This window comes from Stenotrophomonas sp. 364 (assembly GCF_009832905.1).
In the GTDB taxonomy this organism is placed as follows: Bacteria; Pseudomonadota; Gammaproteobacteria; order Xanthomonadales; family Xanthomonadaceae; genus Stenotrophomonas; species Stenotrophomonas maltophilia_AP.
The window spans coordinates 4,415,374-4,436,319 of sequence record NZ_CP047135.1 but is presented as its reverse complement, the minus strand read 5'-3'; the positions used below and the strand labels follow the sequence as shown (position 1 = coordinate 4,436,319).

Genomic DNA, 20,946 nt, shown 5'->3' with positions numbered 1-20,946 from the left:
TCAGCGGCAGGGCACGCCGCACGCCATGGTACGGAAGAACACGTGACGGCCGCCGCCGCGCCCACGCCGCGGCTTTGTTAGGATGGCTTGGTTTTGGCTGATTCTGCCGCAACCTGCGTCGCGCCAACCTCCCCCTTCCGTCATCCGAATGAGTACCGCCGTGTCCTTCTTTGCAAATGTGGAACTGGTCCCAGGCGACCCGATCCTGGGCCTGACCGAGGCTTACAACGCCGACAGCCGCTCGACCAAGGTCAACCTGGGCGTGGGCATCTACTACGACGAAAGCGGCCGTATTCCGCTGCTCCGCGCCGTCAAGCAGATCGAACAGCAGCTGGCCGATGAAGCCAAGCCGCGCGGCTACCTGCCGATCGACGGCCTGCCGGCCTACAACCAGGCCACCCGCGAGCTGGTGTTCGGCAAGGACTCGCCGCTGCTGGCCGCCGGCCGCGTGGCCACCTCGCAGACCATCGGGGGCAGCGGTGCGCTGCGCGTGGGCGCCGACCTGCTGCACCGCCTGCTGCCGCACGCCACCATCGCCATCAGCAACCCCAGCTGGGAAAACCACCGCGCGGTGTTCGGCGCCGCCGGTTTCGAGGTCGTGGAGTACAGCTACTTCGACCCGACCACCCACGGCGTGGATTTCGACGCCATGCTGGCCGACCTGGGCAAGCTGCAGCCGGGCACCGTGGTGCTGCTGCACGCGTGCTGCCACAACCCGACCGGTGCCGACCTGACCGTCGCGCAGTGGAAGCAGGTGGCCGAGCTGTTGAAGGACCGCCAGCTGTTCCCGTTCATCGACATGGCCTACCAGGGCTTCGACAAGGGCATCAGCGAAGACGGCGCCGCGGTGCGCATCATCGCCGAGGCCGGCATCGACAGCTTCGTGGTCGCCAACTCGTACTCCAAGTCGTTCTCGCTGTATGGCGAACGCATTGGCGCGCTGTCGGTGGTGGCGCCGGACGCGGCCTCGGCCAAGGCCGTGCAGTCGCAGGTCAAGCGCATCATCCGCACCATCTACTCCAGCCCGTCCAACCACGGTGCTGCGCTGGTGGCCGGCGTGCTCAACAGCGTCGAGCTGCGCCAGGTGTGGGAAGCGGAACTGACCGAGATGCGCGAGCGCATCCACGCCCTGCGCCACGGCCTGGTGGAGAACCTGGTCGCCGCCGGCGCGCCGGAGTTCGCCTTCATCAACGACCAGGCCGGCATGTTCTCGTACTCCGGCCTGACCCGCCCGCAGGTGGACCGCCTGCGCGACGAGTTCGGCATCTACGCCGTCGGCACTGGCCGCATCTGCGTGGCCGCACTGAACCAGGGCAACCTGGCTTACGTGGCCAAGGCCGTGGCGACCGTCGCCAAGGGCTGATCGGCGCGCGCTGCAGCACCCACAGGAACGGCCGCCCAGTGCGGCCGTTCCTGTATCCAGATCCCCGCGGATCACCCGGCCCTGCCTTCCTGACCTGGCGCGCTGTCCTGCGCCTGCCTCGTAATGCCCGCGGCAACGGGCGACAATACGGCCCCCAAATGTCTTTGGCAGCCATTCCATGTCCCGTACGTCGCTTACCCGGTACCTGATCGAAGAGCAGCATGCCGGCCGCATCAACGCCGACCTGCGCCAGCTGATCGCCGTCGTCGCCCGCGCCTGCACCAGCATCTCCATCGCGGTCAGCAAGGGCGCGCTCGGTGGCGTGCTGGGCGAGGCCGGTACCGGCAACGTGCAGGGCGAAGCGCAGAAGAAGCTGGACGTCATCAGCAACGAGATCCTGCTCGAGGCCAACGCCTGGGGCGGCCACCTGGCCGCCTGCGCCTCGGAGGAAATGGACCACTGCCAGCCCGTGCCGGACACCTACCCGCGCGGTGACTTCCTGCTGCTGTTCGATCCCCTCGATGGCAGCTCCAACATCGACGTCAATGTCTCGGTCGGCACCATCTTCTCGGTGCTGCGCTGCCCGCCCGGCACCGAACAGCCCAACGACGCCAGCTTCCTGCAGCCGGGCACCGCGCAGGTCGCCGCCGGTTACTGCATCTACGGCCCCAGCACGCAGATGGTGCTCACCGTGGGCCACGGCACCCATGCCTTCACCCTGGACCGCGAGAAGGGCGAGTTCGTGCTGACCACGCCGGACATGCAGATTCCCGCCGACACCCAGGAATTTGCCATCAACATGTCCAACCAGCGCCATTGGGAAGCCCCCATGCAGGGTTACGTGCAGGACCTGCTGGCCGGCAAGGAAGGTTCGCGCGGCAAGAACTTCAACATGCGCTGGATCGCCAGCATGGTGGCCGACGTGCACCGGATCCTCACCCGCGGCGGTATCTTCATCTACCCGTGGGACAAGAAGGACCCGTCCAAGGCCGGCAAGCTGCGCCTGATGTACGAAGCCAACCCGATGGGCCTGCTGGTCGAGCAGGCCGGCGGCGCGGCCACCACCGGGCGCGAGCGTATCCTCGACATCCAGCCCGACCAGCTGCACCAGCGCGTGCCGGTGTTCCTCGGCTCGCGCAATGAAGTGGCCGAAGCCACCCGCTATCACCACGAGCACGACAGCGCGCAGGGCTGATCGCAACGCACGGGGCCGGCCCGTTGCCGGCCCCGTGTGTGCCATGGAAAAACCCAACGTGGCAACGGCGTGACATCGGCCAATGCAGCGGTCACCATCGGGGCCAGATGCCCACGGATGACCCCATGACGGCCGACACGCAGCACGACTTCATTGAAGTAATCCACAACGCCATCCCCGCCGATGTGTGTGCCGCCATCCAGGCCAGGATGCGAACCAGTGCGCAGTTGCGGCCCGGCGAAGTGGGCAGCGGCGTGTTCCCGGAACTCAAGCACAGCAAGGATCTGCGCATCAGCGGCGACGCGGCGTGGCGCGATGTGGACATGCTGTTGCAGCAGGCGGTGTTTCGCGGTGTTTTGAGTTATCTACGGCGTTATCCACAGGCACTGATCTCGCCGCTGATGTTGCAGATCCAAGACAGCGAAGGTAAACCGCGGCGCCTGGCGGCCGACGATTTCTCGGGCATGGACGATGCCACGCTGTCGGATCTGGCCCGTACGTGCCTGCGTCCCGGTGCCATCAATCTGCAATGGTATGCCGCGGGCGAGGGTGGCTATCCCTATTGGCATTGCGAGCTGTACCCACGCGATCCCGCCGGTGAAACACTGCACCGCCACCTGCTATGGACGCTCTACCTCAACGACGATTTCGAGCAGGGCGAAACCGAGTTCCTGTTCCAGCAGCGCAAGATCGCCCCACGCACCGGCAGCCTGCTGATCGCCCCGACGGCGTTCACCCACACGCATCGCGGAAATCGTCCGCAGGGTGGCGACAAGTTCATCGCCACCAGCTGGATTTTGTTCCAGACCGCGCAGAAGCTGTTTGCAGGAAACTGACGACGACACACGCAAGCCCCGGTAGTGCCGGCCGCTGGCCGGCTCCCGACAGACCCACCGCAAGACCGTCGCCATCACGGCGACGCGTCCGCAGCGCATCACCATTCGAGACAGCAGAGCAGATGTCGCTGTCCTTGATGCTGCCCTGTGCACGCCCTTGATCCAGCGTGACCTGCAGCACAGGTTCCCACGCATCCTGTCGCCCAGTGACGATCTAGAACAACGCCCCCTGCGGCGAATCCACCCGCGGCGGCAGCGGTCGGACGAACTTGTCGCAGTCCAGCTTCGGCCAGTGGCTGTTCTGCGCGTCGAACCCCAATCGCCTGCGCGCCAGCTTGAAGCGGCTCGACAGCAGATCGGCGTACACGCCTTCGCCGCGCATGCGGCTGCCGAACTCGCTGTTGTAGTCCTTGCCGCCGCGCAGCTGGTTGATGGTGCTCATCACGTGCGCGGCGCGATCGGGGTGATGGGCATCCAGCCAGTCGCGGAACAACGGGGCCACTTCCAGCGGCAGGCGCAGCAGCACGTAGCCCGCGGTGGACGCGCCGGCATCACGCGCGGCTTCCAGCACCGCTTCCAGTTCGGCGTCGTTGATCCACGGGATCACCGGGGCCACCATCACGCCGACCGGGATACCCGCGTCGTGCAGGCGGCGCATTGCCCGCAGGCGCGCGTGCGGCGCCGAGGCGCGCGGCTCCAGCTTGGCCGACAGGTGCGGGTCCAGCGAGGTCACCGAGAAGTGCACGCTCACCAGGTTCTGTTCGGCCAGCGGCGCCAACAGATCGATGTCGCGTTCGACCAGTGCGTTCTTGGTGATCAGCGAGAACGGATGCCGCGTTTCCAGCATGACTTCGATCAGCTGGCGGGTGAGTTTCAGCTTGCGCTCGATCGGCTGGTAGGCGTCGGTGTTGATGCCCAGGGCGATCGGCTGCGGCACGTAGCCGGGGCGCGAGAACTCCTTGCGCAGCAGCTGCGGTGCGTTGGTCTTGGCGAACAGTTTGGTTTCAAAGTCCAACCCGGGCGACAGGTTGAGGTAGGCATGCGACGGTCGGGCGAAGCAGTACGAGCAGCCGTGCTCGCAGCCGCGGTACGGGTTCACCGATTGGCTGAAACCCACGTCCGGCGACTTGTTGCGGCTGATGATGCTGCGCGCGGTCTCGGCCCGCACCTCGGTGCGCAGGCGCGGTGCCAGAAACTCCTCGCTCTCCCCGGCGTCCCAGCCATCGTGCACGGCTTCGCTGACGGTGACCTCGAAGCGGCCCGCCAGGTGCGTGGTGGAACCTCGGCCTTTGATCGCGATACCCATCGGTCGAGGCTATCGCCGGGGTGTCGCAGTGGCTGCGACGGCAGGGTGGGGAAGCATGCGCGGTAACCCATCGACCGGCGTTAGTAGTATTGCTAACCACAGACCTGTGTCAACCGGGGAAGGCTTGCCACCATTGGGTTCCGACCGAAATCGACGAAATTGGTCCCCATACTTGTCCACAGGCCAGAATCGGACATCGCCGCTGGCCGGGAACCGGCCATCGCGTGGCCGTCAGGAGGCCAATTGCGCCAAGTAGCCCTTCACGGTGGCGTCCAGCCCGGCGTACAGCGCCTCGCTGATCAGCGCGTGTCCGATGGACACTTCCAGAACGTCCGGCACCGCCGCCAGGAAGGCGCGCAGGTTGTCCTGTGACAGGTCGTGCCCTGCATTCACGCCCAAGCCGGCGGCCTGGGCACGGCGGGCAGCGTCGGCGAACAGAGCCAGCATGGCCCCGGCATCGCCTGCCGCATGTGCTTCGGCGTAGGGGCCGGTATAGAGCTCGATGCGATCGGCACCGATCGCCGCGGCCTGGGCGATGTCCGGGTTGCCGGCATCCACGAACAGGCTGACCCGGCAGCCATACGCCTTCAGTTCGGCGATCAGCGGCCGCAGCCGCTCCGCATCGCGGCCGAAGTCGAATCCGTGGTCGGAGGTAAGCTGCCCGTCGCCATCGGGCACCAGGGTGGTCTGCGCCGGGCGGGTCTGCGCGCACAGCGGCAGCAACCCCGGGTAGCCCTCGCGCGGCGGCGCGAACGGGTTGCCCTCGATGTTGAATTCCACGCCACGTGCCGTGGTCAACGCCGACAGCGCCAGCACGTCCTCGGCATGGATGTGGCGGCGGTCCGGGCGCGGGTGAACGGTGATGCCATGCGCGCCGGCGTCCAGGCAGGCACGGGCGGCCTGCAGCACGTCCGGGTCGGTGCCGCCGCGCGAGTTGCGCAGGACGGCGATCTTGTTGACGTTGACGCTGAGCTGGGTCATGGCACTACAGGGGGTCGGAGTCTTCTTCGGCGAGCTGGCGACGGGCCTGGGCCTGTTCGCGCAGCCGGCGCAGTTCAGTGGGATCGATCACGCTGGAGATGTCGCGCTGGAGGGTGCCGAAGCGCGCCACGTACATCCCGCGCACCCACGCCAGCAGAAACACCAGCGCACCGAACAGGGCGAGCATCATCAGCGACATCTGGGGCACCTTCAACGCCAGGGCAAAGCAGCCCAGCGCCAGTAGCAGGAACAGCCAATGCATCGTCATTCTCCCCGTTGACCGCGCCAGTGTAGCGCCGCCGGCCGGTGTGGTTCCACGTGCGCGGTCACAACAGCGGCGAGGCCAGCCGGGCGAATGCTTCCGGTACCCGGTGCCGCCACAGGGAGCGGCCGCGGTCGTTGTGCACGCGCACCGAGGCGTCGAACTCGGCCGCCAGGATGCGCTCCAGCGCTGCCACGCGGTCGGCGTCCACCAGCATCATCGACAGCTCGAAGTTGAGCCGGAAGCTGCGGTGGTCGAAGTTGGCGCTGCCCACGATGCAGACGTCGTGGTCGGCGATGAAGGCCTTGGTGTGCAGCATGCGCGGGCCGTACTCGTAGATCTTCACCCCGGCCTGCAGCAGTTCGTCGAAGTAGGAGCGCGCGGCCTGGGTGACAAACCAGGAATCGCTCATCTTCGGCACCAGCAGACGCACATCGAGGCCGCCCAGGGCGGCCGAGGTCAGCGCCATGCGCGCGGCCTCGCCGGGCACGAAGTAGGGTGTCACCAGCCAGACCCGCTCGCGCGCCTCGTAGATGGCGGCCACCTGCAGGCGGTGGATGGTTTCCCAGGCCGAGTCGGGGCCGGACACCAGCACCTGCGCATCGATGCTGCCGTCGGCGCGGCAGGGCATGTCGTTGGGCCACAGCTGGGCGATGGCGAAGCGCTCGGGCGGCTGGGCGGTGGCGTAGATCCAGTCTTCGATGAAGACCAGCTGCAGGCTGCGCACCACATGGCCGGTCAGGCGCATGTGCAGGTCGCGGTAGGCATCGGGGCGGCGGCGTTCGTCTTCCTCGTCGGTGATGTTGATCCCGCCGGTGAACGCCGTGCGCCCATCGATCACCACCAGCTTGCGGTGGGTGCGCATGTTCAACCCGGGGCGCTTGAACGGCTTGAGCAGCTGACGCGGATGGAACCACGCCACTTCGCCACCGGCATCCAGCAGCGGCTGCAGGAAGCGCCTGCGGAGTGCCGAGGACCCCACCGCATCCAGCAGCAGTCGTACCCGCACGCCCTCGCGGGCGCGCTCGACCAGGGCGTCGCGCAGCGCGGTACCGGCATGGTCGGGGTTGAAGATGTAGTACTCCACGTGCACGTGGTCCCGCGCCTGCGCGATGGCGGCCAAAAGTGCGGTGTAGGTAGCCGCGCCATCCACCAGCCACTCCACCTCGGTGGCCGAGGTGGGCGCCAGGCCGGTCGTGGCCTGGGCGATCTTGGCCAGCTCGGTGCAGTCCGCGTCGGGCGGGCACACGCTGCTGTAGTGCTCCATGCCCGAGCGCGCGCGACCGCGGCGCAGGCGCTGCCGCTTCACCTTCTGCGGGCCCAGCAGGTAATAGATGAACAACCCCAGGTAGGGCAGGGCGGCCAGCGACAGGATCCAGCTCAGCGTGGCCACCGGCTCGCGTTTCTGCAGCATGATCCAGCCGGTCAGCCACAGCAGGTAGAGGATGTAGGCCGCCACCAGCAGGGGACGGAGGTGCGGGATGGCGTCGAGCCAGGCCGCAAGGGCAGGGTAGGTGGCGAGCATGCGCGGATGATAGCGGGCCGCGTGCGTTGCGCGCGTACCCGGCGCGGCGGTCGGCAGCCGCCCATAAAAAAACGCCCCTGTCTCCAGGGGCGTTTTCCAGTCGCGTCATGACTGCGTCGTGCGATTTACTGCTGTACGAAGCCGATCTTCTTCATCTGAGCGTTCTTCGCAGCGGCCAATACCTTGGCCATCACGTCGTACTCAGAGTCCGGGCTGGCGTCGATGCGCAGTTCCGGCTGGTTCGTCGGGTCCTTCTGGACCTCCTGTTCCATCCGCTGCTGCAACTCGCCGGTCGCTACCGGGCTGTTGTTCCACGAGACCTGGTTGCTGGCGTCGATCTTGAGTTCGATCGGCGGCGGCGGCTCGACCAGCTGCGGCGGTGGGTTGAGCACGCGCTGCGGCAGGTCCACGGCGATCGGGTACGTCATGATCGGCGCGGTGACGATGAAGATGATCAGCAGCACCAGCATCACGTCCACGAGGGGCGTGACGTTGATGTCGGCCATGGGGCCCTTGTTACCACCAGTACTGAACGCCATGGCTTACTGCCCCTTCTCTTTGGTGGCAACGAAGCCAACGTCGAGCATGCCCTGCTCCTGCGCAATCTTGGTCATCTCGTTGATGACACGCATCTTGGTGGTGCGGTCACCACGCAGATTGAGCGGGGGCTGCGGGGTCTGCTGGGCGGCGGTCGACAAGCGCGACTCGAGCGTCTGCTTGTTGATTTCCTCGTCGTTCCAGTAGATCGAGCCGTCTTCCTTGACTGCCAGGGTGATCGGGCCCGAACGCTTCTCAGCGTCTTCCGGGTTCTGCACCAGGTTGGCCTCCGGCAGATCCACCTTGACCTTGTGGGACATCAGGGGCGCCGTGATGATGAAGATGATCAGCAGCACCAGCATCACGTCCACGAGGGGCGTAACGTTGATGTCGGCCATGGGGCCGCCGCTGTTACCACTACTGAAAGCCATAACGGGCTCCGTCTAGATCGTGTTGACTACGTTCTCGCCAGGTAAAGCGCGTCGCAATTAGCGAACGCGCGAACCGGTGGCGAAGAAGTCGTGCAGGTCGTGAGCGAACGTATCGAACTTGCTGATCGTGGCGCTGTTGATCTTGCTGAAGAAGTTGAAGGCGAACACGGCCGGGATAGCCACGAACAGACCGATGGCGGTCATGATCAGTGCTTCACCCACCGGGCCTGCAACGGCGTCGATCGAGGCGGAACCGGTGGCACCGATCTTGATCAGCGCGCCGTAGATGCCCCACACGGTACCCAGCAGACCGACGAACGGAGCGGTTGCACCGACGGTGGCCAGCAGGGTCATGCCCGACTGCAGGTTGTTGCTTTCGCGGGTCACGGCCTGACGCAGGGCGCGATCGACGAACTCCGAACGGCTCAGGTTCTCACCCAGGCCACCGGTTGCGCCGCCTTCGGCACGCTGGTGGTGGGCAGCTGCCTGGGCAGCGTCCAGAGCGATCTTCGAGAACGGCTCGGAAGCCGGCTGTTCTTCCATCGCACGGATGGCGTCCTGGGCGTTCGGGGTGTCCCAGAACAGGCTCACGACCTTGTCGGCAGCGCTCTTCAGGCGGGTAGCACGGAAGATGTTGATGACGGTCCAGTACCAGGACATGGCCGACATGATGATCAGGGTCAGCAGCACGACCCAGGAGACGGCGAAATCACCCGGCTGGGTGGTCATTTCGTGGATCAGATGCTCGAAGCCCATCTGCGAGAGGGCATTCGACGGGTTGCCCCCGGCAGCAGCGGCGATGAAGAGTTCCTGCAGCATGACGCTTACCTTTGTTGTGTGTGGTGATGAATGGTGTAGCTGTAAACGACCGACGGAGCGGTGGCCGGCGGGCCACCGGCGACCATCAGTTCAGCGCAAAGTTGACCGGGACGCGAACGCGACCTGCGACCTTCTTCCCGCCCGACTCCGCAGAACGGAAGCTCCACTTGCGAGCTGCTTCCATTGCGGCGCGGTCGAGGTCACGGTTACGGCTGGACCGTTCGACCGACACATTGGTGACGTTGCCATTGGCGTCGACATCAATGATCAGGATGACTTCACCCTGGATACCTGCACGGAATGCGGCCGGCGGGTAACGCGGGGGGTTCATGTTCTTCGAGGAGATATCGACACTTGCCTCGATCGTGCTCGGCGGCGCGGGCGGCGACGGCGGGCTCGGCGGGGTGACGATGTCGTTGGCGCGCGGTTCCGGCACGTCGACCACGGGGGCCTGCGGCGGTGGCGGCACCGGCGAGGGCTTGGGCGGCGACAGGTTCTTCACCGGCGGCGGCGGAGTTTCCGTCGGCGGCGGCGGCGGCGGCGGCGGTGGGGGCGGCGGCGGAGCGTCGACCAGGGTCACCATGATGTTGCGTTCTTTCTCCGCAGCGGCCTTGGGAGCCACAGCCGGGATCAGAAGCATCATGAAGGCGGCGAGATGCAGTGCGATTACAAAAGCGATACCCACGATTCGCGGCCAGCTTAAGCCGGTGTCATCGCGTTGTTCGTACCTGTGAACGACTAGTTGTTCCGTCATGCGCCAAGAGCTCATTAGTGGGGCCGGGATACCCGGGGACAGGTAGCCCATGATCAGCGGTGCATGACACCGCAGGAACCTCCAAGCTTATACCAATCCTGAGCGCCTGCGCATCACTGTGGCAGGCGTTCAGGCGTTATTCCTACTTACTTCAGGTTGATGATTTTCTTGGCATCGGCCTGATTCTTCACACCCTTGGCCAAGGCCTGCTGGGCAGCCTGCTTGGCTTCGGGGATGCGACCTTCGGCATGCAAAACGCGTGCCAGATTCAAGTAGGTTTCACCGTCCTTGGAGAGCGGAGCGGCCTTCTGCCACGCTTCGATCGCCTTCGGCACCTCGTCGGAATAGTAGTAGGACTGGGCCAGGGCCAGGTAAACCTGGTAATCCGGCTTCAGGATGCCCTTCTGCAACCCCTCGTTGATGACCGCGATGACGTCCTTTTCCTTGTTCTCGGTATTGGCGTAGATCGAGTACAGCTGCTTGTACTCGCGCTCTTCGGTGAGCTGGCCGGCTGCACGCAGCTTGTCCATCACCGCGGCGGCCTTGTCCATCTGATCGGCCTGCATGTACATGCTGGCCAGGTTCAGCTGGGCTTTCTTGTCGTTCGGGTTGCGGGCGACGATGGCTTCGGCCTGCTTGACCGCTTCACCGGTCTGGCCGGCTTCGGCCATGGCCGCCATCAGCAGCTGGTTCCAGCTGTCCTTCGGCTCGGTGGCGCCGGCGATGGCCTGCTGCAGCACCGGGATGGCCTCGGCGTAACGCTGGGTCTGGTACAGGGCCTGGCCCTTGATCACCAGCTCTTCAGGCTTGGTCGACTTGGTTTCGGCGAAGTACTTGTCCAGGGTGGCCAGGCCGGCAACGGTCTCGTCGTCCTGCAGCTGGAGCTGGGCCAGCATCAGCAGCGACTGGTAGTGGCCGTTGTTGTCCAGGCCGTTGAACTGCAGCACCTGCTGCAGGTACTTCTTGGCCGCGACGTTGTCTTCGGTCTGGTAGGCCGCTTGCGAGGCCAGCTGCGCGGCCAGGGACTTGTCATAGTCGTTGGCGGCGCTGTTGGCCAGGATTTCATCGGCCAGCGTGCGGGTCTCGGGGAACTTCTGGTCGTTGTAGGTGTCAATCAGCTTCTGCAGCTTGGTGCCAAGCTTGGCCGAGGACTTGCCATCCGGCTCCACGCGGGTCGCCTGCGGATACAGCGGCTCGGCCTTGGTGGCCTTGTTCTTGCCACCGCGGCGCTCGTTGTTGCGCTCAGCCGAACGCGACTGGGCAAACGCATCGGTGACCATGACGCCACCGATGGCGGTCGCGATGAGGACGGAAAGGACGGCGTGCTTTGAGTTGCTGAAAATCATCTTTCACCTCGATCGAACCGCCGCAGCGGCATCAAAACGGACTGTCAGAAAAATCTGAGCCGCCAAACGTATCAGAAACTCATGGCGTGAGAAATCGTTTCCGATGCTGCAATACAGCATCTTTTGGTCGCATCAGCCGCACTTCGGCCTGCGACCTGCGGCCTGGGCCTGTTGGTATACCCCACTCAGGGCCGGCGCGTCACGCTGCAGTTCGCGGATGCGGTTGGCCGGATCGGGGTGGGTGGACAACCATTGCGGGGATCGCCCGCCGCTGGCGGCCATCATGTTCTGCCACAGGTTGACCGCCTGGCCCGGATCGAAGCCGGCCTCGGCCATCAGCCGCTGGCCCACCACGTCGGCCTCGCTTTCCTGGGTACGGGACCCCGGCAGCAGGAAGGCCGTCTGCGCGGTCATGCCGCCCAGCTGGTTGACCGTGCCGGCCGCGCCATCGCCATAGGCGGCACCGGCCAGCGCGCCAAGCACGGCCAGGCCGGTCTGTGCGCCCATCTGGCGCGTCAGGCGCTCTTCGTGGTGTCGCGAGATGACATGGCCGATCTCGTGGCCGATCACGGCCGCGAGCTGGTCCTGGTTCTTGGCCACGGTGAAGATGCCGGTGTTCACGCCGACCTTGCCGCCGGGCAGGGCGAATGCATTGGGTTCGGCGTCCACGAAGACGGCGGTTTCCCACCGTACGCCCCGGTACTGTGGCGGCAGCTGCGCGACCAGTGCATTGACCACGCACTGCACGTAGCCATTCTGCCGACCGTCGGTGCTGACCTTTTCCTTCTGCTTGGTCTCGTTGAATGCCTGCGCGCCGAGCTGGTCCAGCTCGGCCTGCGACACGCCCCCCACCATCTGCCGGCGGCCGGTGGGTGAAGTGGTGGTGGCACATGCGCTGACCAGCAGCGCCAACGCGACCCCGAACAGCACTGGTTTCATCGAAGCTCCCCCGTGTTCATGTGCCCAGTGTGGAACTGCGCGGCGTAAAGTTTCGTCAAGCGAAGCGGTGGATCAGTGAAGGCCCAAAAACACCAGCGCGGCCAGGGCGATGGCGTTGTTCAGGCCGTGCGCCACGATCGGCGCCCACAGGGTACCGGTGCGCTGGTACAGCCACGCAAAGGCGGCGCCCATGCCGCCGTACACCAGCCAGAGCTGCGCGATTTCCAGCGGGCCGTTGGCACTGGTGCCGGGAATTTCATGCACCAGCGCGAAGGCCAAGCTGCTCAGCAGCACGCCGAGCCAGATCCGCCCGGCTTTCCACAAGCGCCCGAACAGCACGCGGCGGAACAGCAGCTCTTCGTAGGCGGGGGCGAGCACGACGGCGAACACGGCCAGGAACCACGGAAAACGGCTGAGCGCCTGTTCCATCAAGGCAAGGTTGGTGGGGACCGGCTCGATGCCGGCCTGCCTGGCGAGATAGGCGATCAGGTTGCTGCCGATCACCACAGCGGTAGCCACCAGCAGGGTCCAACCCCAGGTGGAGGGACGGCGTGCGGCCTGCATCGAGGCCTGCCGTTCGGCGGCGTCGGCCCGACGTCGCAGGAAATACAGCAGAAGTGCGGCGCCGCCGGTGGCGATCAACGCCATCAGGATCTGCGCCAGGGCGCCGGGCTGGCCCAGTTGCTGGGACAACGCGCCGGGATCGAGCGTGCTGCCATCGCGTGCCGCCTGTGCACCTACGACGGCACCGCGATACAGGCCCCAGGCCAGTCCACTGATCAGGCTGAGCCCGAACAGCGCGACCACGGCGATGCCCAGGTCGATGAAGAAGCCGGCAACAGGGGAACCGCGCTTGCCGCCGGAGGCCGACGGCGAGGCAGGGGGCAACGGGGGCGTGGCGGTGGACGCCGGTGCGGTAGCAGACATCGGATTCCTGGCAGCAGAAGACGTTGGCCGGCCCGCCTGCAGTGCGCAGGCGGCCGGCCGTGCCCCGATTGTGTCAGATATCCAGGTTGGCGACCTTCAACGCATTGTCTTCGATGAAGTCACGGCGGGGCTCCACCACATCGCCCATCAAGGTGCTGAAGATCTGGTCGGCCGCAACGGCGTCTTCGATCCGCACCTGCAGCAGGCGGCGGGTGTCCGGGTTGACCGTGGTATCCCACAGCTGTTCCGGATTCATTTCACCCAGGCCCTTGAAGCGCTGGATCTGGCGGCCCTTCTTGCCTTCCTCGAGCAGCCACTCGCGTGCCTGTGCAAAGCTCTCGATCTCGGCCGACTTGGCGCCGCGGCTGATCTTCGCACCGGCGCGGACCAGGCCGTGCAGCAGCAGCGAGGACTGGTGCAGGGCACGCAGTTCACCGGTTTCGAAGGCCGACAACGGCAGCACCTGGATCAACGCTTCGCCCATGTGGCGACGCGTGACCAGCAGCGCGGCCGGACGCTCCTCGGTGGGTTCCTGCAGTTCCAGGCTGAAGCGCGGCGAGCCGAGGCTGCTGCGGTTGAGACGCGTCGCCAGCGCGGCCAGGCCTTCATCGGCACCGGCCTTGCGCAGGTGTTCCAGGTCCATCGGGGTGAAATCGATCAGGGCCTCAAGGACCTGGCGGTCGTACCGGTGGGCGTTGCGGCTGATGGCTTCCTGCGCCGAGGCGTAGGACAGCAGCAGTTTTTCCAGGGCCACACCTTCGATGCCCGGTTCGCCATCGGCCGGAATCAGCGAGGCGTTTTCCACCGCGCTGCTGGCCAGGTAGGCATCCAGCGCCGGGTCGTCCTTCAGGTACAGCTCCTGCTTGCCCTGCTTGATCTTGTACAGCGGCGGCAGGCCGATGTAGATGTGGCCGCGCTCGATCAGCTCCGGCATCTGCCGGTAGAAGAAGGTCAACAGCAGCGTACGGATGTGCGCGCCGTCGACGTCGGCGTCGGTCATGATGATGATGCGGTGGTAGCGCAGCTTGTCCGGGTTGTATTCGTCCCGACCAATACCGGTGCCCAGCGCGGTGATCAGCGTACCGACCTGGTCCGATGCCAGCATGCGATCGAAGCGGGCACGTTCCACGTTGAGGATCTTGCCGCGCAACGGCAGTACCGCCTGGTTCTTGCGGTTGCGCCCCTGCTTGGCCGAGCCACCTGCCGAGTCACCCTCGACGATGAACAGTTCGGACAGCGCCGGATCTTTTTCCTGGCAGTCGGCCAGCTTGCCGGGCAGGCCGGCGATATCCAGCGCGCCCTTGCGGCGGGTCAGATCGCGCGCCTTGCGGGCCGCTTCACGGGCACGCGCAGCGTCGACGATCTTGCCGGCGATCGCCTTGGCTTCGTTCGGGTTTTCCTGCAGGAATTCTTCCAGGCGCTGGCCGAAGGCACTTTCCACCGCCGGGCGCACGTCCGAGCTGACCAGCTTTTCCTTGGTCTGGCTGGAGAAGCTCGGGTCCGGCACCTTGACCGACAGCACGGCGATCATGCCTTCGCGCATGTCATCGCCGGTCAGGTTGATCTTGGCCTGCTTGGCGATGCCGTTCTGCTCGATGTAGTTGTTGAGCACGCGGGTCAGCGCACCGCGGAAGCCGGCGAGATGGGTACCACCGTCCTTCTGCGGAATGTTGTTGGTGAAGCAGTACATCGTTTCCTGGTAGGAATCGGTCCACTGCAGCGCCACGTCCACGGTGATGCCGTTGGACTCGCCGGTTACCGAGATCACGTTCGGGTGCAGCGGCGTCTTCAACTGCGCCAGATGCTCCACGAAGCTGCGGATGCCGCCTTCGTAATGGAAGTCGTCGCGGCGGCCATCGCCGCGCTCGTCCGCCAGCACGATCTTGACGCCGGAATTGAGGAAAGACAGCTCACGCAGGCGACGGGCCAGGATGTCGTAGTGGAATTCCACGTTGTCGTGGAACGCCTTCAGCGACGGCCAGAAGCGCAGGGTGGTGCCGCGCTTGGTGCTCGCCGCCACCTGCTTCAACGGATGCAGTGCTGCACCGTCGGCATATTCCTGCTGGTAGTGGAAGCCGCCCTGGTATATGTCCAGGACCAACTTCTGCGACAGCGCGTTGACCACGCTGACGCCCACGCCGTGCAGGCCGCCGGAGACCTTGTAGCTGTTGTCGTCGAACTTGCCGCCGGCGTGCAGCACCGTCATGACCACTTCGGCGGCAGACACGTCGCGGTCGAGCTTCTTGCTCATCTGCTCGTGCTTGCCGGTCGGGATGCCGCGACCGTTGTCGGAGACGGAGACCGAGCCATCGGCGTGAATCATCACAGACACGTGGTCGGCGTGGCCGGCCAAGGCTTCATCGATGGAGTTGTCGACGACCTCGAACACCATGTGGTGCAGACCGGTGCCGTCATGGACGTCGCCGATGTACATACCAGGACGCTTGCGGACAGCTTCCAGCCCTTCCAGGGCGGTGATGCTGTTGGCGTCGTAGTTGCCGCTGTTTGCCGGGGTGTTCTGTTCTTCAGTCATTGCGCTTGCCGTAGGCTCCGCAGGTCGGGCCGCCGCTTGACGCGGGGCACCGTGGGTAAGGGGTTGCAACAGCAATTATACCAGCCGGGCGCATGCGCCCTCCCGACCACTATGGCACAGGCTGGACCTGTCCATGTTCCACGTGGAACCGGGTGATGTCGGTGGCGTCGTGCAGCGCCGCCGGGGTCTCGGTGGCGGTGATGAATATCTGCGCGGGCCCGGACTTCAGCCGGTCCAGCACCCGGGCCTGGTGGTTGCGATCCAGCTCGGAGGACAGATCGTCCAGCGCGATCACCGGCCATTCGCCGCGCTGCTCGGCGTAGTCCTCGGCCTGTGCCAACAAGCAGGTCAATGCGGTGAGCTTGGCCTGCCCGCGTGACAGGGCGTCGCGGCCCGGAATGCTGGCGAAGCCCACGCTCCAGTCCGCCCGGTGCGGGCCGACGGAGGTGTAGCCCGCCATGCGGTCGCGTTCCCGCGCCAGCAACAGGGCATCCGACAAGGACACCTCCTGTTTGCGCCAGCCCGGACTCAGCGACATCGACTGTACCCCCAGATTGGGCGCCAGCACCTGGGCCAACGCGATGGCTCGGTCCTGCAGCCGCTCCAGGTAGTGCTGGCGACGCGTGGTCAGCGGTTCGCCAGCTTCGGCCAGCTCGTGGTCCCACGCATCCAGCGCATGGGCGTTGCCCCCTTGCTTCAGCAGTGCATTGCGCTGCTTCAGCGCCCGCGAGTAGCGCCGCCACAGTGCAAGAAAGTCTGGTTCCACGTGGAACAACCCCCAATCGAGGAAGCGACGGCGCGGTTCGCCACCGCCGCTGACCAAGGCATGGCTGCCGGGCTCGAAGGTCACAACCGCCAACGCTGCGCACAGGTTTCCCAGCTGCGCCACGTCTTCGCCATCCAGCCGGCCTTTCCATTCCTGCCCGCTGTGCCGCAGCCCGGCCTTGCGCCGCGTGGAACTTGGCGCGCCTTCACGGCATTCGTCCCATTCCACGAACACTTCCAGCGCATCCTGACCTTCGCGCACCAGACCGTCGCGAACGCGGCCGCGGAAACTGCGCCCATACGCCATGACATGCAGGGCCTCCAGCACGCTGGTCTTGCCGGCACCGTTGTCACCGGTGATCAGGTTGATGCCCGGCTCGGGGGCCAGTTCCACGCGTTCAAAGCGGCGAACCTGGTGCAGGGACAAGCGGCGGATGTGCATGCAGTCGATCACGGCCGCACAGGGCGGCAGTCGGGTAGGGGTAATCGATCAGCTTACTGCATCGGGTGTGTTTCACGTGGGCCGCGGGGTGAACGCGCTTCCTGCGGCCGGATCCACTCCCGTCCACCGGCCAGGGCGCGACCACGCCAGCCACCTGCCCGCGCAGCACCGTGAATTTCTTGAAATCTGACGGCCGGGCAGGGCGGCAGGCCTGCAGATTTCAAGAAAATTGATGCGTTTTTGTCCGCCCACTGCGTGCTCCGATTTCTCATGTGGGTGAATTCTCTGAAATCTGCTGCACTGGACCCGGCATGCGTATTCAGATCTGGCGAAATACCGTGCGGCTGCATTTCGCTGTCCACAGGGGCTCTGTATGACTTATGCACAACCCATGTACGGACTGTGGATAAAAACAGACTAAAAACCCGCCTTGAAAGATATCCACAGGATCACCCCCAGCCTCAGGGGGCCTTATGTAGGGGGTTTCAGACCTAATATTCCTTTGAATTTCAAATAGATAAGGTACTTTTCAACCAAATCTGGCCCTACCAACACCACCTAGCTTTAGATTTATATACAGTTTTTAAAGCATAGAGCAGTGATCCGGGCACCCAAACGAGCCGTCGGCATGGAACGCGAAAGCAGGGCTTGGGAGTGGGGGAACCGGGTGCGCAATCCGTCGGATCTGCCTACGTCGAAACCTGATGCGAACAACCCTGTCGCGAGTCGTTGATCAATGCTTCCACGGCGGCCGCCTACCAGGATCCAAACCGCTGCGCGTTACGTCGAAACCGCAATGCTCCACGTGGAACAAAAAAAAGCCCGGCACTAGACCGGGCTTCTTCAACGCATCGGTTCCACGTGGAACCACGCGTCAGGTCAGAGACGCAGCGGCATCACCACATGACGCGACTTCTCGCTGCTGGCCTCACGAACCAGGGCAGAGGAGTTCGAATCACGCAGCTGGATCACCACGTGCTCATCGCGCAGTGCGGACAAGGCGTCCAGCAGGTAGTTCACGTTGAAGCCGATAGCCAGATCGCTGACCGTGGTGTCGGCCTCAATCTCTTCCTGGGCTTCTTCCTGCTCGGGGTTGTGCGCACTGATCTTCAGGTTGCCCGGCGAGACTTCCACGCGGATGCCGCGGTATTTCTCGTTGGACAGAATCGCAGCGCGCTGCAGCGAGGCCCGAAGTGCTTCGCGGTCGACCTTCACTTCACGGTCGGCACCGATCGGGATCACTGCCTCGTAATCCGGGAAGCGGCCATCGATCAGCTTCGACGTGAAAGTGACATCGTCGCGCTTGACCCGCACGTGGCTGCGACCGACTTCCAGCTCGATCTCACGATCGCCGCTTTCCAGCAGACGCTGCAGTTCGGTCACGCCCTTGCGCGGCACGATGATCTGACGCTTGGCGCCGCTGGCCTTTTCCAGCTCGGTCTCGCACAGCGCCAAGCGGTGGCCGTCGGTTGCGACGGTGCGCAGGGCATCGCCGCGCAGATCGAACAGCAGGCCGTTGAGGTAGTAGCGCACGTCCTGCTGGGCCATCGCGAACGCGGTGCGTTCGATCAGTTCCTTCAGGGTGGCTTCGCCGATGGCGACACGCTCGGTGGCTTCCACTTCGTCAACCGACGGGAAGTCGTTGGCCGGCAGGGTTGCCAGGGTGAAGCGGCTGCGGCCGGCCTGCACGGTGATCTTGTCACCGGTCTGCGAGACGGTGATCCGGCTGCCATCGGGCAGGGCGCGGATGATCTCGAACAGCTTGCGGGCGGGGATGGTGGTCTCGCCGTCCTGGGCATCTTCCACCGCGATCCGCGACACCATTTCCACTTCCAGGTCCGTACCGGTCAGCGAAAGCTGCCCGTTCTGCACCTGGACCAGGAAATTTGCCAGAACCGGCAAGGTCTGGCGGCGTTCGACCACGTTGACGACTTGTGCCAACGGCTTGAGAAAGGCTTCGCGCTGCAGTGTGAAACGCATGTGGTTCCGTGCCCCTATGCTTTAAAAAAATATGGAATAAATCAAAAGCTTGGTGGTGATGGTAGGAACAGAATCGCTGGAAAACACAGCTAAGTCTTTGTAAACAAAGAGGTTTCAGGCATTGAAACCCTCTGCACTACTAACCCTCGGGGGGAGGGCGAACCTGTGGATAAATCCTCCGGGAAATTTACCCGATTTCTTATCCACACCCTGTCCCCTGCTTGCTACCGGATTCTGCACCGTTTTATGCGATGACGCCTGTGCGGCGTGCATGCATCATTCGCTCAACTTCCGGATCAGCTTGTCCCAGTCTTCCCGCAACTTGCCGTCGGCTTCCATCAACGTCCGGATCTGACGGCAGGCATGCAGCACCGTGGTGTGGTCCCGGCCGGCAAAGGCATCGCCGATTTCCGGCAGGCTGTGCTCGGTCAGTTCCTTGGTCAGCGCCATGGCTACCTGGCGCGGACGGGCCAGCGACCGGGTCCGACGCTTGGACAGCAGATCCTTGATCTGCAGCCCGTAGTAGTCGGCCACGGTTTTCTGGATGTTGGGAATGCTGATCGCCTGCTGCTGGGCGCGCAGCAGGTCGCGCAGGGTTTCCTGCGCAAAATCAGTGGTGATCGCACGGCCGGTGAAGTTGGCGCGTGCGGCCAGGGTATTCAGCGCACCCTCGAGGTCGCGGACATTGGAGCGCATCTTCTTGGCAATCAGAAACGCCACATCGTCGGGAATCTCGGTGCCACGCTCACGTGCCTTGGCCAGCACGATCGCGGCGCGGGTCTCGAAGTCCGGCGGTTCGATGGCCACCGACAGGCCCCAGGCCAAGCGCGACTTGAGCCGAGCTTCCAGGCCCTCGACTTCGCGCGGGTACCGGTCGCAGGTCAGGATGATCTGCTGCTTGCCGTCGAACAGGGCATTGAACGTATGGAAGAACTCTTCCTGGGTACGGTCCTTGCCCGCGAAGAACTGGATGTCATCGATCAGCAGCGCGTCCACCTGCTGGAACTGGCGCTTGAACTGATCCATGGTTTTTTCCTGCAACGCCCGGATCATCGCGCTGAAGAACTGTTCCGAGCGCAGGTACAGGACCTTGGCAGCCGGGTTGGCCTGGCGCATCGCATTGCCGGCCGCGAACATCAGGTGGGTCTTGCCCAGGCCGGTGCCGCCGTACAGCAGCAGCGGGTTGTGCGCCCGGTCACCCGGTTTCTGCGCCGCCTGGAACGCCGCGGCCAGGCCCAGCTGGTTGCTGCGGCCCTCCACGAAGTTGGCGAAGGTGTAGTGCGAATCCAGGTTGCCGGCGAACGGCACCAGCGGTTCGGCCGCCACGGCCGGGGCGCTGACGCCCGGATTGAGCGCAATCTGCGCCTCTACGGCCCGCGGACGCGAGCCGATTTCAAGAAAAACGTCGCCGAAACCGGCGAAGTGCGCCAGCAGTTCCTTGATGCGCGGCAGGTACAGCTCGCGCACCTGGTCGACAATGAAGGCGTTTGGCGCATAAAGCACCAGGCTGTCCACGCGCAGATCGGCCTGCAGTGGCTTCAACCAGGTGTGAACATCCTCGGGCGGGAACTCCGCTTCGAGGCGTTCGAGACAACGGGACCAGGCATCCATCGGCAATAATCGTCTGGGGCCAGCGTACAGGCGTAGGAAACCGCCGCACCGCAGGCCGGAAGGAGGGAAGAATGGATGGCGCAGACTACCACCGACGAGGGGGGGCGGGAATGGTTGTCCCAAAGTTATTCACAAAATGATCCACAGCTATTGCACAGCCCGATGAAATCCCGTAGTGCCAGACACTTGACGGCACCTTGGTCGGGTCTATAGAATTTCCGGTTCTTTCCGTCCCCTTCATATAGAGGCCCGCATGGCCACCAAGCGCACTTTCCAACCCAGCAACCTCAAGCGTAAGCGCGACCATGGCTTCCGTGCCCGTATGAAGACCGCTGACGGCCGCAAGATCCTGTCGCGTCGCCGCGCCAAGGGCCGTAAAGTCCTGAGCGCTTGA

19 protein-coding genes are annotated in these 20,946 nt (G+C 64.7%); 4 read left to right on the top strand and 15 right to left on the bottom strand.

The genetic code is table 11. The annotated features are described in order from the left end of the window. Nucleotides 1-160: 160 nt before the first annotated feature. The 3 genes from GQ674_RS19750 (at nt 161) to GQ674_RS19740 (ending at nt 3,394) form a co-directional block, all read left to right on the top strand. Nucleotides 161-1,363, top strand: a complete 1,203-nt coding sequence (locus GQ674_RS19750; protein WP_038692727.1) for an amino acid aminotransferase — start codon at nt 161-163, stop codon at nt 1,361-1,363. A gap of 178 nt (nt 1,364-1,541) precedes the next feature. After that, on the top strand, nt 1,542-2,558 hold the full coding sequence (locus tag GQ674_RS19745; protein WP_159498613.1) for a class 1 fructose-bisphosphatase: 1,017 nt from the start codon (nt 1,542-1,544) through the stop codon (nt 2,556-2,558). A 125-nt stretch (nt 2,559-2,683) separates the two neighbouring features. After that, complete coding sequence (locus GQ674_RS19740) at nt 2,684-3,394, top strand: 2OG-Fe(II) oxygenase (protein ID WP_159498611.1); 711 nt, start codon at nt 2,684-2,686, stop codon at nt 3,392-3,394. A 214-nt stretch (nt 3,395-3,608) separates the two neighbouring features. Here GQ674_RS19740 and GQ674_RS19735 read toward each other — a convergent pair whose 3' ends face one another. The 15 genes from GQ674_RS19735 to dnaA all read right to left on the bottom strand — a co-directional run bounded on the left by GQ674_RS19735 (nt 3,609) and on the right by dnaA (nt 20,552). Continuing rightward, nucleotides 3,609-4,700: a PA0069 family radical SAM protein gene (locus GQ674_RS19735; protein ID WP_159498609.1), complete on the bottom strand. Its 1,092-nt coding sequence runs from the start codon at nt 4,698-4,700 to the stop codon at nt 3,609-3,611. Nucleotides 4,701-4,931: 231 nt separating this feature from the next. Then, nucleotides 4,932-5,681: a pyridoxine 5'-phosphate synthase gene (locus GQ674_RS19730; RefSeq protein WP_159498607.1), complete on the bottom strand. Its 750-nt coding sequence runs from the start codon at nt 5,679-5,681 to the stop codon at nt 4,932-4,934. 4 nt (nt 5,682-5,685) lie between these two features. Then, nucleotides 5,686-5,943 carry a hypothetical protein gene (locus tag GQ674_RS19725; protein ID WP_159498605.1) on the bottom strand — a complete coding sequence of 86 codons (258 nt, stop codon included), beginning with the start codon at nt 5,941-5,943 and terminating at the stop codon, nt 5,686-5,688. Between the two features lie 64 nt (nt 5,944-6,007). Continuing rightward, the gene (gene cls / locus GQ674_RS19720; protein WP_159498603.1) at nt 6,008-7,468 is read right to left on the bottom strand and encodes a cardiolipin synthase; all 1,461 of its coding nucleotides are present in this window, start codon (nt 7,466-7,468) and stop codon (nt 6,008-6,010) included. A 125-nt stretch (nt 7,469-7,593) separates the two neighbouring features. Next, nucleotides 7,594-8,007 (bottom strand): biopolymer transporter ExbD, encoded by a 414-nt coding sequence (locus tag GQ674_RS19715; protein WP_038691524.1) that lies wholly within the window; start codon nt 8,005-8,007, stop codon nt 7,594-7,596. A gap of 3 nt (nt 8,008-8,010) precedes the next feature. After that, entirely contained in the window at nt 8,011-8,436 is a 426-nt protein-coding gene (locus tag GQ674_RS19710; protein ID WP_038691526.1) for a biopolymer transporter ExbD, read from the bottom strand. Between the two features lie 57 nt (nt 8,437-8,493). Next, entirely contained in the window at nt 8,494-9,255 is a 762-nt protein-coding gene (exbB, locus tag GQ674_RS19705; protein ID WP_137191471.1) for a TonB-system energizer ExbB, read from the bottom strand. 85 nt (nt 9,256-9,340) lie between these two features. Then, nucleotides 9,341-9,898 (bottom strand): energy transducer TonB, encoded by a 558-nt coding sequence (locus GQ674_RS19700; RefSeq protein WP_201290289.1) that lies wholly within the window; start codon nt 9,896-9,898, stop codon nt 9,341-9,343. Between the two features lie 257 nt (nt 9,899-10,155). Further along, nucleotides 10,156-11,355, bottom strand: a complete 1,200-nt coding sequence (locus GQ674_RS19695) for a tetratricopeptide repeat protein (RefSeq protein ID WP_128095250.1) — start codon at nt 11,353-11,355, stop codon at nt 10,156-10,158. Between the two features lie 132 nt (nt 11,356-11,487). Beyond that, nucleotides 11,488-12,294 carry a M48 family metallopeptidase gene (locus GQ674_RS19690; RefSeq protein WP_159498599.1) on the bottom strand — a complete coding sequence of 269 codons (807 nt, stop codon included), beginning with the start codon at nt 12,292-12,294 and terminating at the stop codon, nt 11,488-11,490. A gap of 72 nt (nt 12,295-12,366) precedes the next feature. Beyond that, nucleotides 12,367-13,221, bottom strand: a complete 855-nt coding sequence (locus GQ674_RS19685) for a CPBP family intramembrane glutamic endopeptidase (RefSeq protein ID WP_159498597.1) — start codon at nt 13,219-13,221, stop codon at nt 12,367-12,369. 73 nt (nt 13,222-13,294) lie between these two features. Continuing rightward, nucleotides 13,295-15,754: a DNA topoisomerase (ATP-hydrolyzing) subunit B gene (gyrB, locus tag GQ674_RS19680; protein WP_159498595.1), complete on the bottom strand. Its 2,460-nt coding sequence runs from the start codon at nt 15,752-15,754 to the stop codon at nt 13,295-13,297. A gap of 109 nt (nt 15,755-15,863) precedes the next feature. Beyond that, nucleotides 15,864-16,961 carry a DNA replication/repair protein RecF gene (gene recF / locus GQ674_RS19675; protein WP_159498593.1) on the bottom strand — a complete coding sequence of 366 codons (1,098 nt, stop codon included), beginning with the start codon at nt 16,959-16,961 and terminating at the stop codon, nt 15,864-15,866. Between the two features lie 879 nt (nt 16,962-17,840). Continuing rightward, the gene (gene dnaN / locus GQ674_RS19670; RefSeq protein WP_019184048.1) at nt 17,841-18,941 is read right to left on the bottom strand and encodes a DNA polymerase III subunit beta; all 1,101 of its coding nucleotides are present in this window, start codon (nt 18,939-18,941) and stop codon (nt 17,841-17,843) included. A gap of 276 nt (nt 18,942-19,217) precedes the next feature. Continuing rightward, complete coding sequence (gene dnaA, locus GQ674_RS19665) at nt 19,218-20,552, bottom strand: chromosomal replication initiator protein DnaA (RefSeq protein ID WP_159498591.1); 1,335 nt, start codon at nt 20,550-20,552, stop codon at nt 19,218-19,220. A 253-nt stretch (nt 20,553-20,805) separates the two neighbouring features. Between dnaA and rpmH the strand changes: the two genes are divergently transcribed. After that, nucleotides 20,806-20,946, top strand: coding sequence for a 50S ribosomal protein L34 (gene rpmH, locus GQ674_RS19660; RefSeq protein ID WP_006404565.1), 141 nt, complete (start codon nt 20,806-20,808; stop codon nt 20,944-20,946).